The following is a 15,958-nucleotide window of genomic DNA, read 5'->3' as shown; positions in this document are numbered from 1 at the left end:
TCATCTTCTGGAGGACCCATGCGGCAGGCCGTGCCCGCGCTGAGCCTGCTCCCCGGCGCGCTGCTCACCGCGCTTCTCGCCGCCTCGCTGGCCGGCTGCAGCGACTCCGGAGAGCCCGCCTCCTCCCGCCCCTCAGCGTCCCCCACGGCGCGTCCGACGCCGCCGCCGCTGAACGGGGTGCGGCCCGGAGTGGAGAAGAAGTCGGCGCTGGACGGCACCTGGACGGCGGGTTCCGGCTCCCAGCGCGTGGCCCTCTTCTTGTTCCGGGGCGCCGCCGCCCTCAACTCGCCGGGTTTCTGCACCGGCACCGTCGACGCGAAGGGCCGGATCAAGCTGAGCTGCGCGAACGGCTCGCACGACCGGATCGACGGACAGGCCGTCCTGCGCTCGGGGAAACTCGTCGTCACCTGGGCGGGAGGCCCGAAGGACGTGCTGCAGCGGCGTGCAAGCTGACCGCGAACGCCGGCCCCGGATTCGTCAGCTCAGGCGAACCCTCATAGGGCTCCTCGCCGCCAGGGACACCGCCGGGGACACCGTGAGCGCCGCCGTGCACCCGGACCCGGTTGGCCCGCAGCGGGCGCTCGGTGACGCCGCGCGCGGTGATCACCACCTCCGCCAGTTCGCCCGCGATCAGCGTGCTGACCTGGGCCCGGATCGTTCTGCCATGGCCGGGCGGCCAGGTGGTCAGCCAGATCTCGCCGTCGAGCGGGACGTGCACCGGCGCGTCGGGGTCGAACCGGACGAGCCGCCACCACTCGCCCGGACGTCCGGCGAGTGCGCGGACGCGGGCGGCGAGCTGCCCGACGGTCGCGGGACGGAGGGCGATCACGCGGGCGTGCGGATCGTCCTGGCCGCGCATGGTGAGATCGGGAACCACGGAAAGGTCCACGGGAAGAGTCCTTCGTGCAGGTGTGTCGGCCGGAGACGGATCGTCAGCGGGAACGGGGACCGTCGGCAGGAGCGCCGATCGCCCAGAACCGGGTCAGCGACAACACGAAGGACACAGCGCGCTGGCCACGCGGCCAAGGGCCACGGGGCTGTCTGTCTGCGCGCGCTTCGTCACGCACACAAGGAGACACTCGGTAACCGAAGCTTGTCAAGCTGATCACGCAGAGTCGGCCGGAATCGCCCGCCGAGTGCCTGTCCGTCCTTCCGCGAACCCTCGCCCCATCCGCGAACCCCCGTCCGCGCCGCGGGCTCAGCGGCTGAGGAACACGTACACGGCCCAGGTGAGTACCAGGGTCACGAGCAACGACCCCAGGCATCCCAGCCGGGAAGAGGAAAAGAAGAACATAGGCGGCTCGTACCCCGGAAACGCCAGATATCCCCTGATCAGAACTCCCTGCCCGCCCTGCCGGGCCATTCGCCCGTGCTCACTGGCCCGCTTCCCCGCCTCGAAAATGGAACGTTCCCAAGCGGTGCCCGGAAGGGCGGCTCGCCCTCCCCCAGCCCGTAAGGACCGGCCGGTAGGCGGGCGACGGGGCGATGGGGCGACCGCCTTGGGCTGATGAGTCGGCTGTCTTGGGGCGGTTAGGCGACCGCCTTGGAGTTGGCGGGTGGCCGCCTATGGGGGCGGGTCGGGTGGGTGGGGGCGGGAGGTCGGGGTGGCCGGCTTGGGGGTGGCTGGGCGGTCGGGGTGGGGTGGGGCCGGCGTCTTGGCTGGTGGGGGGTGGAAAGCGAGCTAATGCGTGTTTTTAGGCAAAAACCGGAGAAAGTGTGGATGTTCCTATTACGGTCGGCCAGGAGCCGCCCACAGAACGGAGGCTCCCGGCCGATCGGACAGTCCAACGCTGCGGAGAAGCAACGTGACCCCCCAGACCAGAACAGACACCGCGGAAGCGACCCACATGGACGAGGTGGACGTGAACCCCGACGTCCACCGGGCCACCGAACCCGACGAGGAGCAGATCCTCCGGGAGCTGTACGGCGAGCCCGACGCCGAAGGGATCTTCCGCGGGGAGGGCCTGGCCGGCGTGGACGGCGCAGACTCGGCAGGCACAGGTCCAGGCACAGCAGGCACAGGCTCGGACGGCACAGGCCAGGACGGCGCGGACCTGGGCGGTACGGCATGAGCGCCGCCGGGATGATCGCCGCGGCCCGCAAGTCGCTCGGGATGTCGGGCCGCCCTAACACGATCACGCGGGAGTACGCGGCCAGGCACGGGAACGAGTTCCTCAGGGCGTCCTGGTGCGACATGGCCATCACCTACTGGGCGCGCCACAGCGGGAACGCGAGCGCCGTCCTGCCGGGCGGGGACCGCGCCTACACCGTGTGGCACGCGCAGGACTTCCAGAAGGCCGGACGCTGGCACAGCGGGACGACCGCGAGCGTCAACCAGGCGAAGCCCGGCGACATCGTGTTCTTCGACTGGGGCGCCACCAACAGCATCGGCGCGATCGACCATGTCGGCGTCGTCGAGAAGGTCCTCGGCGGCGGGCGGCTGCAGACGATCGAGGGCAACACGAGCGACTCGGTGAGGCGCCGCGTCAGGGACTCCGGCGTCATCGCCGGTTACGGACGGCCCGCGTACGGCGGGGGCAACTGGACGGAGGACATGGTGAAGAAGCTGCCGCAGCTGAGCAAGGGCGACCACGGGGAGCACGTGGAGAGCCTGCAGGGGCTGCTGCTCGCGCGCAGCCACCCCGAGGTGAGCATGACCGGGAAGTTCGACGACACCACCGAGTCGGCCGTCAGGGCGGTGCAGCGGTGGGGCGGCGTCTCCGACGACGGGATCGTCGGGCCGAAGACCTGGCCGGTTCTGCTCCGCGTGCACTAGCGGCCATCAGTCCCCCAGACGTCGGTAAATAAGAGACGTCGGGGACTAGTACGGCATTCAACCCCGGATTAGGTTCGTAGGGTCGCCTTCCACGGAGGTGGCCCCGATGACGTGGCCGGATCAGCGTGCCCCGCCCAGGGACGTCTCTCACTGTCCACCCCGAGACGTCCCTGGGAGAAACCGCATGCCACGTATCCGTGTCGAGGTCGACGGAGCGACGTACGAAGACGACGTCGAGCCGCGCCTCCTTCTCGTCCAATATCTGCGCGAACGGCTGGGGAAGGTCGGGACCCCGGTCGGGTGCGACACCAGCAACTGCGGAGCCTGCACCGTCCTGATGGACGGGATGAGCGTGAAGAGCTGCTCCGTGCTCGCCGTCCAGGCGGACGGCCACGACGTGACGACCGTCGAGGGGCTCGGCGTCGACGGCACCACGCACCCGATGCAGCAGGCCTTCCACGAGGAGCACGCGCTCCAGTGCGGCTACTGCACGCCCGGCATGATCATGGCGTCGCTCGACCTGCTGCGGGAGAACCCCGACCCGTCCGAGGACGAGGTCCGGGAGGGGCTGGAAGGGAACCTGTGCAGGTGCACGGGCTACCAGAACATCGTCAAGGCCGTGCGGCGGGCGGCGAGCGAGATGCGCGAGCCCGGCCGGCAGGAGGTGACGCCGTGACCGTGCAGGAGGTCGGCACCCCGCGCAAGCGGTCCGAGGACGCCCGGCTCATCACCGGCCGGACCAAGTGGACCGACAACATGACGCCCGCGGGCACGCTGTACGTGGCGTTCCTGCGCAGCCCGTTCGCGCACGCCCGGATCACCCGCGTCGACACCGCGCCCGCGAAGGAGCGTCCCGGGGTCGTCGCCGCGTTCAGCGGCCAGGACTTCGCCGCGGAGCAGGGTTCGCTGCCGTGCGCGTGGGTCGTGACCGAGGACATGAAGCATCCGGACCATCCGCCCATGGCGGTGGACGAGGTCCGCTACGTCGGCGAGCCCGTCGCTTGCGTCGTGGCACGGGACAAGGCCGCGGCCGTCGACGCCCTGGAGGAGATCGACGTCGACTACGAGCCGCTGCCCGCCGTGGTGGACATGGAGGCGGCCATAGCCGACGGCGCCGATCTGGTGCACGAGGGCCTGGGGACGAACAAGTCCTACACGTGGGTGTTCGAGAACGGGGATCTCGACGCCGCGATGAGGGACGCCCCGGTCGTGCTGGAGCGCCGCTACGTCCAGCAGAGGCTCATCCCGACGGCGATGGAACCGCGGTCGGTGCTGTGCGTCCCCGAGGGCGACGAGTTCACGCTGTACTCGGCCACGCAGATCCCGCACATCCTGCGGCTGATGCTGGCCACGGTCACCGGGATCCCCGAGCACCGGATCCGGGTCGTCGCCCCCGACGTCGGCGGCGGCTTCGGCTCCAAGCTGCAGGTGTACGGGGAGGAGGTCCTCGCGCTGCTGCTGGCCCGCAGGCTCGGCCGTCCGGTCAAGTGGACGGAGACCCGCAGCGAGGGCAACATGACCGTCCACCACGGCCGCGACCAGATCCAGCGGCTCACGCTCGCCGCCGAGCGCGACGGCCGGATCCGCGGCCTGAAGGTCGAACTGCTGGCCGACATGGGCGCGTACCTGATGCTGGTCACGCCCGGCATCCCGCTGCTGGGCGCGTTCATGTTCAACGGCATCTACAAGATGGACGCGCTGTCGTTCACCTGCACGGGGGTCTTCACGACCAAGACGCCCACGGACGCCTACCGGGGCGCGGGCCGCCCTGAGGCCACCTACGCCATCGAACGGATGATGGACGAGCTGGCCAACGAACTGGGCGTCGACCCCATCGAGGTGCGGAGACGCAACTGGATCGAGCACGAGGAGTTCCCGTACGAGACGATCGCGGGCCTCACCTACGACACGGGGAACTACGAGGCGGCGACCGAGAAGGCGCTGGAGCTGTTCGAGTACGACAAGCTCCGCGCGGAGCAGGCGGACAGGCGGGAACGGCGCGATCCGGTGCAGTTGGGCATCGGGGTGTCCACGTTCACGGAGATGTGCGGTCTCGCCCCATCCCGGGTCCTCGGTTCGCTGTCGTACGGGGCCGGCGGGTGGGAGCACGCGTCGGTGCGCGTACTGCCGTCCGGCAAGGTCGAGGTGGTCACCGGCTCGTCTCCGCACGGGCAGGGCCACGCGACGGCCTGGGCGCAGATCACCGCGGACCGGCTCGGCGTGCCGTTCGAGGACGTGAAGGTCCTGCACGGCGACACCGCGGTCTCTCCCAAGGGGATGGACACCTACGGCTCCCGTTCCCTGGCTGTCGGGGGCGTCGCGTTGTTCTCCGCTTGCGAAAAGGTGGTGGAGAAGGCCCGCAAGGTGGCGGCGCACCTGCTGGAGGCGTCCGAACAGGACCTGGAGTTCAGCGGCGGACGGTTCAGCGTCCGGGGCGTCCAGGAGGAGGGCAAGACGATCCAGGAGGTCGCGCTGGCAGCGTTCGCCGCGCACGACCTGCCGGACGGTCTGGAACCGTCCCTGGACTCCGACGCCACGTTCGACCCGGAGAACTTCTCCTACCCGCACGGCACGCACCTGTGCGCAGCCGAGGTCGACACCGAGACCGGGATGGTGAAGCTCCGCAAGTACGTGGCCGTGGACGACGTCGGCAAGGTCGTCAACCCGCTCATCGTCGAGGGGCAGGTCCACGGCGGGCTCGCGCAGGGCATCGCCCAGGCCCTCTACGAGGAGGCCGTCTACGACGCGGACGGGAACCTGACGACGACCACGATGGCCGACTACCTCGTCCCGTCGGCCGCGGACCTCCCGTCGTTCACGACCGACCGCACCGAGACGCCCGCGACGTCCAACCCGATGGGCGTGAAGGGCGTCGGCGAGGCCGGCACGATCGCCTCCACGCCGGCGGTCGTCAACGCGATCGTGGACGCGCTGCGCCCGTACGGCGTGCACGACGTGCCGATGCCGTGCACGCCCGAACGCGTGTGGCGCGCGATGCGCGCGGAGGAGAAACCCGCCGCCGCGGAACCGGGCGCGGGCGGCGGACTCGGCTCGGCCGGAGGTGACCAGTGATCCCCGCGACGTTCGACTACGTCCGTCCCGCCTCGTTGGACGACGCCGTCCAGGCGCTGGCCGACGCGGGCGAGGACGCCAAGGTGCTGGCGGGCGGGCAGAGCCTGATGCCGCTGCTGCGGCTCCGGCTCGCCTACCCCGACGCGCTGATCGACCTGGACCGGATCGACGCGCTGCGGGAGATCCGCGACGAGGGCGACTCGGTGTTCATCGGCGCCATGGCGACGCACCACCAGGTGCTGCGCGACCCGCTGGTGCGCGAGCACGTCCCGCTGATCGTGGAGGCGACGGAGACCGTCGCCGACCCGGCGGTCCGGCACCGCGGCACCTTCGGCGGGTCGCTCGCCCACGCGGACCCGGCGGGCGACCTGCCCGCGGTCGCGCTCGCCTTGGACGCGGTGCTCCTCGTCCGGTCCGCGCGCGGTGAGAGGGAGATCCCCGCGTCGGAGTTCTTCGTCGACTGGATGACGTCGGCGATGGAGCCGGACGAGCTGCTCGTGGGCGTGCGCGTGCCGAAGCTGGGCGCGGGTTGGGGCGTGCACTACGAGAAGTTCCACCGGACGGCGCAGGCATGGGCGATCGTCGGTATCGCGTGCGCCGTCCGCCGCAACGGCGACGGCGTCGAGGAGGCGCGCATCGCACTGACCAACATGGGACCGACCCCGGTCAGGGCGAGCGCGGTGGAGACCGCCGTCAGAGGCGGGTCGGTGTCGGAGGACACGTTCCGGACCGCCGCCGCACAGGCGGCGGCGGGCACGGAGCCGCCCACCGATCTGCACGGGTCGTCGGAGTACCGGGCGCATCTGGCCACGGTGCTGACGGCGCGCGCGCTGGCGGCCGCCGCGGGCTGATCCGCCCGCGCGGCATGGACATGCGGCCGGGCACCGTCGCCCCGTTGCCCGGCCGCATGTCCACCTACCCGCCTGTTCGCCGTCCCGCATGTTCGCCGGGCTGCGAGGTACCGAGTTGCCTGGAGCGTGGGGGGTATGACCCCACTGGCGACGCGACGGGCGACCACCGTAAGGTCACGGGCAAGGTCTCCGGACGATAAGGACACTGATCATGGAGCTGGACCACGATTTCACCGTCCCCGTGCCGGTGGATCAGGCCTGGTCGGTGCTGCTCGACGTGGAGCGCGTCGCGGCCTGCATGCCGGGCGCGACGCTCGACTCCGTCGAGGGCGAGGAGTACTCGGGCCGGATGAAGGTGAAGGTCGGCGCGATGACCATCACCTACCGCGGCACCGCGCGGATCGTCTCCGCGGACGAGTCGTCCCGCGTCGTCACGATGGAGGCGTCCGCCAAGGAGGCCCGCGGGTCCGGGACGGCGGCGGCGACCGTGCAGGCGAGGCTGCACGAGGAGGACGGCATCACCCGCGTGTCCGTCCACACCAAGCTGAACGTGACGGGCCGGCCGGCGCAGTTCGGCCGCAACATCCTGTCCGAGGTCGGCTCCAAGATCATTTCCCGGTTCGCGACGCAGCTGGCCGCCGAGCTCGAGGCGCCCGCCCCGGCCGTCCCCGTTGAGAAGCCCGCCGAGACTCCGCCCGAGAAGCCCGCCGAGGCCACCGCCGAGACGCCCGCCGTCGCCGCCGTGGCGCCCGCGGAGACGTCCGGTGAGGTATCGGAGAGCCCCGGCGCGGCCTCAGAGAGCGCCGCGGAGGCCGCCAAGCCGGAGCTGGAGGCCGAGACCGGCGTGGCCTCTGCGACGCCGGAGGAGACCACTGAAAAGCCCGGCCCGGTCAAGGCCGAGCCCTCGCAGCGCCCCTCGCTGCACGTGGCCGGTGGGCGCGGGGAGACCGAGCGCGCGGGCGCCAGGGACGACAGTGACGACGCGATCGACCTGCTGGAGTTCGTCGGCCCGTCGATCGCCAAGCGGGCCGTTCCCGCCGTCGGTGGCCTGGTGGTGCTCATCCTGTTCATCCGCTTCCTCCTGCGCCGCCGCAAGAAGCGCTGACCTCGCGGGACCCCGACCGGGGTTCACGTCCGGGGTTCACGTCCGGGGCGGGGTCAAGGCGGCGTCAACGATCCGTGCGCGGGCGGCGGCGTCGATGGAACGGGCCGGCGCCGGTGCGGTCGGCTTGTTCCGTGGACACCACCGAGCTCCAGCGGATCGCGCGGATCGAGAACGACAACTGGTGGTACCGCGAGCGCCGGGCGATCCTGTCCGCGGAACTGCTGCGGTTCAGCGTGCCCGGGGCGGCCGTCGACATCGGCGCCGCGTCCAGTGCGTGCTGCCGCGTACTGGCCGACCACGGCTGGAGCGCCACCGCGATCGACCTGAGCCCGGCCGCCGTCGCGCTGGCCCGCGCCCACGGCGTCGAGGCCTACGAGGGCGACGCGCGCTACCTGCCGCTTCCGGCATCCGAGTACGACCTGGCCCTGGTGCTGGACGTGCTGGAGCATGTGGAGGACGACGCGCGTGCGGCCGCGGAGGTCGCGCGGGTGCTGCGGCCGGGCGGGACGGCGCTGGTGTCGGTGTCCTGCGACATGGCTCTCTGGTCGGCGCACGACGTGGCCCTCGGACGCGTCCGCCGCTACGGCCGCCGCGCCCTGGTCGATCTGCTGGAGGGCGCCGGGTTGGTGCTGGAGCGCGTGTGGAGCAGGGGCGTCCTGCACCGGCCGCTCCTGCGGCTCCTCAGGAACCGGACTGCGCGGCGCGAGGATCTGGCGCCGCTGCACCCGCTCGCCAACGAGGCGCTGCGCCTGTCAGCCGCGCTGGAACGGCGGCTGCCGACCGCCTCGTGGCCGGGCGTGCGACTGTTCGCACGGGCCCGCCGCCCTGGCTGAGCGGCAGGCCCCGGCTACGTGCTCACCGAAGAGCTGAGGCGGGGGTTCAGGCTTTGCCGAAGATGCGGTCCACCACTCGGGACGCCGCCTGGCCGTCGTCGTGTGGGCAGTACTTCACGAAGAAGCGGTCGTAGGCGTCCGCGTAGCGCTGCTCGCCGGCGGGCGCCGCCCTGACGGCCTCGGCGACGTCCGCGGACGTCCGCACGACCGGGCCGGGCGCTTCGGCCTCCAGGTCGAAGTAGAAGCCGCGCAGGTGGTCGCGGTACCAGTCCAGGTCGTAGGTGTAGAGGACGATGGGTCGCCCCAGGATCGCGTAGTCGAACATGGCGGACGAGTAGTCCGTGACGAGCACGTCGGCCGCCATGTACAGCTCGGCGATGTCGGGGTATCGGGACACGTCGATGATGAAGGGACCCGAGTCGCTCCCGGCGCGCCGGTCCGCGGCGATGCGGTTTGTGAGCCTGCGGTCCCGGTCGGTGATGAGGTGGTGCGTCCTGAGGAGGAGCACGTGGTCGTCGCCGAGGGCCTGCCGCATGGTGTCCAGGTCCAGTTCCATGGAGAAGCCGTGTCTGCCCCCACCGTGGTACCGGTCGTCCCGCCATGTCGGCGCGTAGAGGACGACCTTCTTGCTCTGGGGGATCCCCAGGCGCTTCCGGACGTGGGCCCCGATGCGCTCCCACTCGGGCGTGCTGAGGATGTCGTTGCGCGGGAACCCGGCCTCCAGGACCTCGCCCTCGTACCGGAAGGCCCGCCGCATGACCTGTGTGGCGTAGGGGCTGGGGGACAGCAGGAGATCCCATCGCGGCACCTCCCGTTCCATCCAGTCCAGCGGTTCGATGCGCTGGTACGGCATGTCCCTCAGGTCGTAGGCGATGCGCTTCAGCGGGGTGCCGTGCCAGGTCTGGAGGTAGGTCTGCCCCTCCCGCTTGAGGAACCAGGCCGGCATCGCCTGGTTGGTGACGATGTACCGAGCGCGCGCGAGGACGCGGAAGTGCTCGCGGCTGCCGGCCAAAACCGTCTCCGCCTTGCCGCCCACCGCGAACTGGTCGTCCCGGGAGATCCACACGCATTCCAGATCGGTGTCGCGGCGGACGAGCTCCTCATAGACGGCCCTGGGGCTGCAGCTGTACTGGTTGCCGTCGTAGCTGCTGAAGACCGCGATATCGGCCAGGGGGCTCCGCAGGTAGACGGGATAGTCCCTCTGGAAGAGAAGGACCTGTGCGTGGCCGCCGCGCTCGTCGTCCTCCAAGGCCGGACGGCTGAACAGCATCAACGCGTCGATCTGGTGGACGCCGACCTCGAATTCGTGCGTACCGACGCGATGCCGGTCGGGCAGGTCGGGGATGGCCTCACGTTCGACGACGAGAGCCACCTCTCCGGAACTCGTGCGTGCTACCAGGTCCCAGGTGCCGCTGCTCAGGGGCAGGTCCGTTCCGAACACCGGCATCGCTGCGGGCGTGAAGGTCGCGGTGAACCGGGCACCCTTCCCGCTGGCGCTGTCCTTCGCGGTCGCATCGCTCTTCCCGGCGTTGCCGTCCTCCCACGTGACAGGGATGCGGTGTTCGTCGCCGGAAAGGCGCCGCCGCAGGACGAAGTGGTCGGGGCGGTCCTCGGCGTCGGCGAAGTCGCCGGTCAGCGTGAGCAGGCCGCCGGCGTCCCACTCGGCGTCCGTGACGACCGGGCGGATGCTGCGCTCGACCCCGCGCAGGTTCCCGAACGCGGTGCGGCTGATGGCGAACTCCCGGCCGCGCCCCTCCCCCTCCGGGAAGGCGAACCGAGCGGGCCTGACGTTGCTCGCCACGGTGAGGCGGAGCGGGCCGCCGTCGCCCGTCAACCGGATGTCCCAGTCGATGGCGTCGCGCAGGTGCGGGCCGTGCGGCTCGCCGCCCGGGACGGACGCGAGGTACTCCAGCGGCAGCCTCGCCGTGAAGTCGAATCCGGTGCCCTCCGCCATCCGCAGGACGGCCGCCTGCCGCAGCGTCACCTCGCCGCGGACCTCGGCTCCCCCGTGCCTGCGGACCGCGACCATCGCGGCCCCGGCGCCGAGCGCGCGCCGCGTCCAGCCGGACAGCACCAGCACGTCGCCTTCGCGGCGCAGCCCGGTGAGGACGGCTTTGGCCCGCTTGACGTGGACGACGAACACGTCGTCGTCGCCCGCCGCCGGCTGGACGGCCACGTGCTCGTCCACCTGCCGCGCCGCCGTCCACCGCACGGCCGGCGCCGTCGCGGTCAGCCGCTGGACCGCCCTGCGCCCGGCCGTCGTCACCTCCGCGAACAGCTCGTAGGTGGCCGTCCGCCATTCGTCGCCGTCCAGCAGGTATTCGGGCTCCACCCGGACGGTGAACCCCGACCAGTCGAGGGAGACGTTCGCCCGGCCGGCGCGTGCCGTGACCTCCGGGACGTACCTGCGCTCCACCGGCAGCCGGATCTCCTTGCCGGTCCGCACGTCGCGCATCCAGACGCGGATCCGGGAATCGGTCACCGACGCGACCCCGAACCGGTCGAAGTGGGCGTGCCCCTCCACGATGAGGGTGTCGACGTCCCACTCCACACGGTCGACGTCCGCCCACAGCACCAGCTCGTCGGTGACGTCGTACACGTCCTCCGGGATGCCCGTGTCCGGGTCGTCGAAGAAGGGGTAGCGGGCGTACCAGCGCTGCCGGAGTCGGCCCCGGGACACGAGCGGGACGTCCCGCAGCCCCCTCTCCTCGAAGCGCAGCACCTCCAGTAGCTCGGGCAGCATGCACGCGCCGAGCAGGTACGTCTCCAGCCGTCTGATCGCCTCAAGGCCGACGGTGGCCCGGCGCCCGGCCTCCGCGACGACCTCCGCGCCCAGCTCGACCAGGCGTTCGCGCTCCTCCCACGTGGCGGCGGGCAGGGCCAGCATGAGTTCGCGCACGTCCAGGTCGAGCGCGTACATGTCGTGGACGGCCAGAAGGTCCGGCGCGTGCGTGCGGACGAGTTCCCGCGCCTTCGCGAGGTTCGCCATCCGCTGGGTGATGTCGGCCGGGTCGGGGCGGGTGCGCATGGCCGTCCCTGGACGGTCCCGCCAGAAGTAGACGGTCGCGTCCAGCACGTCCACGACGGAGGCCAGCAGGTGGCCCTGCACCGCGATGAGCATGTCCCGGCCGGATCCGAACTCAAGGCCGTGCGCGTCCCAGAACGAGCGCCGGTAGACCTTGTTCCACACCGTCCTGTCTTGCAGGAGGGCAGGGTGGCGGGTCACGTGCGTCGACTTCATGGTCTCCGCGTAGGAGTCCCTGTGGAGCGGTGACTGCCACACCTGGTCCTCGTCCAGGCACATGACGTTGCCGCCCGCGAGATCCGAGCCGGTGGTGTCCAGCGTCCTGACGAGCAGTTCGTAGGCGTAGGGCGGCACCGCGTCCTCACCGTCGGCGAAGGCGAGGTAGCGGCCCTTCGCCTGCTCGATGCCGGCGTCCATCGCCGCCGTGCCGGGACCGGGCTTCAGGACCGCGAAGCGGTCGTCGCGTCCTGCGAACTCCTTGGCGAGCGCCGCGTCCTTGCCGGTTCCGCCGTCGCCCGCCCTTTCCTCCCCCATGGGCTCGTCCACCATGAGCACCTGGATGTCGCGCAGCGTCTGCCCCGCGATCGACTCCAGGCACTCCGCCAGGCGGCCGCCGGTGTTGCGGATGGGGACGACGATGCTGATCTGCGGGGACACGAGCGGCTCCGTACTGGGCTTTCGGGGATCCGGTGACTTTTGGGGATTCGGCGGCTTTTGGGGATTCGGCGGGCTTTCGGGGATGCGCGACGAGGCGGCCGACGGGTCCGGCGGGCTCAGCGGAGGACCCGGTCGAGCACGCGCGCGGCGGCATGGCCGTCGTCGTGCGGGCAGTACCGGGCGGCGAAGGCGGCGCGCGCGTCCCGGAACCCCGTCTCCAGCGCGGCGGGCTCGCCGAGCGCCTCGACGACCTCCTGCGTGGTGGCGAGCAGCGGCCCCGGGGCCTCGGCGTCGAAGTCGAAGTAGAAGCCGCGCACGTGGTCGCGGTAGCGCTCCAGGTCGTAGGTGAAGAACACCATCGGGCGGCCGGTGACGGCGAAGTCGAACATGGACGACGAGTAGTCGGTGACGAGCACGTCGCTGATGAGGAACAGCTCCGAGATGTCGGGGTAGACGGACACGTCCATGACGCAGTCGCCGGGCCGCAGCCTCGGGCGGTCGGTGACGAGGTAGTGCGTCCGCAGGAGCAGGACGTGGTCGCGGCCCAGCGCGGCGCGGAACCTGTCGATCTCGAATTCGAGCCGGAACGCGCGCTTGCCGATCGCGTGGTGGAAGTCGTCCCGCCAAGTCGGCGCGTACAGGACGACCCGCTTGCCCTCCGGGATGCCGAGCCGCCGCCGCACCGCCGCCGCGATCTCGTCGCGGTGCGGACTGCTCAGCACGTCGTTGCGGGGGTAGCCGCTTTGGAGGACCTCCCCGGCGTAGCCGAACGCGCGCCGGAACAGCGGCACGGAGAACGCGTTCTGGGCGAGCAGGAGGTCCCACTGTGGGACGTCGTACTCCATCCAGTCCACGCCTTCGGTGCGCTTGTAGGGCATCCGCTTGACGTCGTATCCGAGCTTCTTCAGCGGCGTCCCATGCCAGCACTGCACGTAGGTCTGGTCCTCGCGCTTGGTGAACCACTCCTGCTGCGACCAGTTGCCGAAGATGTAGCGCGCGCGGGCGAGCGCCTCGTAGTGCTCCCGCGTCCCGGTGAGGACGGTCCGGGCGCCCGCCGGCTTGCCGAACTGCCCGTTCTCGGTGACCCACACGCATTCCAGGTCGGTGTCGCGCCGCCGGAGCTCGTCGTAGATGCCGCGCGGATTGCACGAGTACTGGCGTCCCCGGTACGCGTCGAACACGGCCAGTTCACGGACGGGCAGGTTCAGGTGGCGCCGATAGTGCCCGGACCGTATGCGGCTCTGCGCGTAGGCTCCGCGCTCGTCGTCGTCCAGGGCCGTCTCCACGCGCAACTGCAACTGATCGCTCTTCTGGGCCCGGACCGTGATCCGGTGCAGCCCCGCCTCGAACGGCTCGGGCAGGTCGCGGAGGGTGTGGCGCCGGACGACCACCGGCTGCTCCTGCCCCCCGACAGTGGCGACGACGTCCCAGCGGCCGGAGACCAGCGGGCGGGACAGCCCGAACACCGGCATGCGCGCGGGCGAGAACACCGCGGTGAACCGGTCGTCCTCCCAGTGCAGCCCGACGACGTGCTCCTCGCTCGACCGACGCCGCCTGAGGGTCAGCGAGTCCGGCCGCCCGATCCGGTCCGCGCAGGTGCCCGCCAGGTGGAGCGCCCCGTCAGGCGACCACGACACCTCCTCGACGGCGAGCACGCGGCCGCGCACGACGATCCGCAGGGCGCTGCGCCGGGTCCTGGCGATCTCCAGTTCCCCGCCGGGGACGGGGAACGCCGCGCCCGCCGGATCCTCGTCCAGGTAGGGGCGGATCCCGTCCGAGAGGGTGACCTCCCAGTCGCCCGGGCGCCGGACCAGCCCGGCGACCGGCAGCCGCGCCCGGAACCCTTCGGAGCCGACCGGCTCGACCGCCCCGAGCACCTTGCCCCGCCCCGCCCTCGGTGCGGCGGTGACGTGCGGCTCGTCCCCGAGCGGGACGCGGCTCCAGCCGTCCAGCCACAGCTCGCCGCCCTCCAGATGGCAGCCGACGACCGCCGCCGGCGTGCGGCGCACCTGGATCATGAACCGGTGCCGGCCGGCGACTCCCTGGACGAGCACGCCCGGCGCGCACTCCCGCTCCCGCGGCCACTGCCGCCCGGTGAGGCGCGGGCCGGTGAACGTCGACCGGCGCCGCAGCCCCCGGTTGACGATCTCGACGCACGGCACCCAGTCGACGTCCCGCCAGCGGCCGAACGTCCGCAGCGAGGACGGGTCGATCTCCGCGACGAACCCGGACCAGTCGTAGGTCACGTTCGACTGCCGCGACCCGGCGGTCACGTCCGGCCTGCGGACCCTCCTGACCGGGACGCGCACGAGGCCCCGCTTGTCGGACGCCAGCAGCCAGAGCCGGATGCGGGACCCGTCCTCGCTGGAGGAGTCCAGATGGCGGATGTAGGCGTGGCCCTCCAGGCGGAGCCGGCCGTCCGCCCAGGTGGCCCGGTCGATCACCGCGACCGGTCTGAGCTCGTCGGTCACGTCGTACACGTGGTTCGGGACGCCCCGCTCCTCGTCCTCGAAGAACGGGAACTGCGCGTACCAGCGGTGGCGCAGGCCGCGCCGCACCCGCGGCGCGTCCGCCGCCTTGCGCAGCTGGACGTAGCGCAGCACCTCCAGCAGTTCCGGCATCATCCGCCGGCACAGCAGGTGCATCTGGAGGCGGGTCATCGCGGGCTGCCGCTTCAGGACGCGCGGGCTCACCTGCCTGGCCAGGGCCGCCCCGATGGCGAGGAGTTCCCCGCGGTGCTCGTCCTGCGTCCTGGGGAGGGCCTCGAACAGGACGCGGAGTTCGATGGGGATGAGGACGTGCTCGTCGTAGGCGTTCAGGAGGTGCGGCGCGTAGTCGGCCAGACCGTCCCGCACGGCCCGCGCGGAGCGCATGCGCTGGCTGAAGTTGTCCCAGTCGTAGCGGTCCTCTGTGATGGACCCAGGGCGCCTGCGCCAGAAGTAGACGGTCTCGCTCAGGACGTCCACGGAGCGGGCCAGCGCGTGCGCGCGCGCCGTGACCGGGGGGTCCTCGTAGTAGCCCGGAGGGAACTCCAGACCCGTCCGGGTCCAGAACGAGCGGCGGTACACCTTGTTCCACGGCGTCCGGTCGCGCATCAGCATCGGCATGGACGACACATGCGTCTTCGACCGGGGCTCCGTGAACAGGCCGTCGTGCAGGAACGACTGCCAGGTCCGGTCGTCGTCCATCCGCTGGACGTTCCCGCACGCCATGTCGGACCCGGTCCGCTCAAGGGACGCGACCAGCCGTGCGTAGGCCTCGCGCTCCACGACGTCGTCGGCGTCGGCGAACGCCAGGTACTCGCCCCTCGCCTGCCGCACCCCGGCGTTGCGGGCCGGCCCCGGCCCCTCGTTCTCCCGCGTGAACAGCCGGAACCGGGGGTCGCGGCCGCACATGTCCTTGGCGATCACGGCGCCGTTGTCGGTGGAACCGTCGTCCACCATGATCACTTCGAGGTCGCCCAGCGTCTGGCCGGCCAGCGACTCCAGGCACTCCCGGAAGTACTCCTCGGTGTTGTGGAAAGGCACGACGACGCTGACCTTCGGGGACATGGGGCCTCCTCCTCGCCCCACGAGCATGGTGACGCCACGCCGCCGCACGAACGCGCATCGCTATTGCGAGGACGTCCCCTGACGCAGA

11 protein-coding genes are annotated in these 15,958 nt (G+C 71.4%); 8 read left to right on the top strand and 3 right to left on the bottom strand.

Features of this window, described 5'->3' with window-relative positions; all coding sequences use genetic code 11:
• The first annotated feature begins 18 nt into the window (after positions 1-18).
• Entirely contained in the window at positions 19-453 is a 435-nt protein-coding gene (locus tag AB0C21_RS23095; protein ID WP_500206785.1) for a hypothetical protein, read from the top strand.
• Here the strand turns inward: AB0C21_RS23095 and AB0C21_RS23090 are convergent.
• Positions 404-889: a cupin domain-containing protein gene (locus AB0C21_RS23090; protein WP_500206783.1), complete on the bottom strand. Its 486-nt coding sequence runs from the start codon at positions 887-889 to the stop codon at positions 404-406. The two genes, AB0C21_RS23095 and AB0C21_RS23090, sit on opposite strands and share 50 nt — an antisense overlap.
• 958 nt (positions 890-1,847) lie before the next feature.
• Between AB0C21_RS23090 and AB0C21_RS23085 the strand changes: the two genes are divergently transcribed.
• From AB0C21_RS23085 to AB0C21_RS23055, 7 genes are all read left to right on the top strand, one after another.
• Positions 1,848-2,072, top strand: coding sequence for a hypothetical protein (locus AB0C21_RS23085; protein ID WP_500206781.1), 225 nt, complete (start codon positions 1,848-1,850; stop codon positions 2,070-2,072).
• Positions 2,069-2,776: a CHAP domain-containing protein gene (locus AB0C21_RS23080; protein WP_149258988.1), complete on the top strand. Its 708-nt coding sequence runs from the start codon at positions 2,069-2,071 to the stop codon at positions 2,774-2,776. The genes AB0C21_RS23085 and AB0C21_RS23080 overlap by 4 nt, the downstream gene beginning before the upstream one ends.
• Before the next feature lie 184 nt (positions 2,777-2,960).
• On the top strand, positions 2,961-3,452 hold the full coding sequence (locus AB0C21_RS23075) for a (2Fe-2S)-binding protein (RefSeq protein ID WP_149258987.1): 492 nt from the start codon (positions 2,961-2,963) through the stop codon (positions 3,450-3,452).
• The gene (locus tag AB0C21_RS23070; protein WP_500206780.1) at positions 3,449-5,848 is read left to right on the top strand and encodes a xanthine dehydrogenase family protein molybdopterin-binding subunit; all 2,400 of its coding nucleotides are present in this window, start codon (positions 3,449-3,451) and stop codon (positions 5,846-5,848) included. Before AB0C21_RS23075 ends, AB0C21_RS23070 begins: the two co-directional genes overlap by 4 nt.
• Positions 5,845-6,699, top strand: a complete 855-nt coding sequence (locus AB0C21_RS23065; RefSeq protein WP_500206778.1) for an FAD binding domain-containing protein — start codon at positions 5,845-5,847, stop codon at positions 6,697-6,699. The genes AB0C21_RS23070 and AB0C21_RS23065 overlap by 4 nt, the downstream gene beginning before the upstream one ends.
• Positions 6,700-6,910: 211 nt before the next feature.
• The gene (locus AB0C21_RS23060) at positions 6,911-7,804 is read left to right on the top strand and encodes an SRPBCC family protein (RefSeq protein ID WP_500206776.1); all 894 of its coding nucleotides are present in this window, start codon (positions 6,911-6,913) and stop codon (positions 7,802-7,804) included.
• Positions 7,805-7,935: 131 nt separating this feature from the next.
• Positions 7,936-8,637 (top strand): class I SAM-dependent methyltransferase, encoded by a 702-nt coding sequence (locus AB0C21_RS23055; RefSeq protein WP_500206775.1) that lies wholly within the window; start codon positions 7,936-7,938, stop codon positions 8,635-8,637.
• Positions 8,638-8,683: 46 nt separating this feature from the next.
• Here the strand turns inward: AB0C21_RS23055 and AB0C21_RS23050 are convergent, their stop codons facing one another.
• Together AB0C21_RS23050 and AB0C21_RS23045 are read right to left on the bottom strand one after the other, a co-directional pair.
• A complete protein-coding gene (locus AB0C21_RS23050; protein WP_500206774.1) occupies positions 8,684-12,319 on the bottom strand; it encodes a bifunctional glycosyltransferase/CDP-glycerol:glycerophosphate glycerophosphotransferase in 3,636 nt (1,211 codons plus the stop codon).
• A gap of 116 nt (positions 12,320-12,435) precedes the next feature.
• Positions 12,436-15,870 carry a bifunctional glycosyltransferase/CDP-glycerol:glycerophosphate glycerophosphotransferase gene (locus AB0C21_RS23045; protein WP_500206773.1) on the bottom strand — a complete coding sequence of 1,145 codons (3,435 nt, stop codon included), beginning with the start codon at positions 15,868-15,870 and terminating at the stop codon, positions 12,436-12,438.
• Positions 15,871-15,958: the final 88 nt, after the last annotated feature.

It is taken from the genome of Spirillospora sp. NPDC049024 (assembly GCF_040649235.1).
Lineage (GTDB): Bacteria > Actinomycetota > Actinomycetes > Streptosporangiales > Streptosporangiaceae > Spirillospora.
This window is presented reverse-complemented; position numbering and strand designations above follow the sequence as displayed.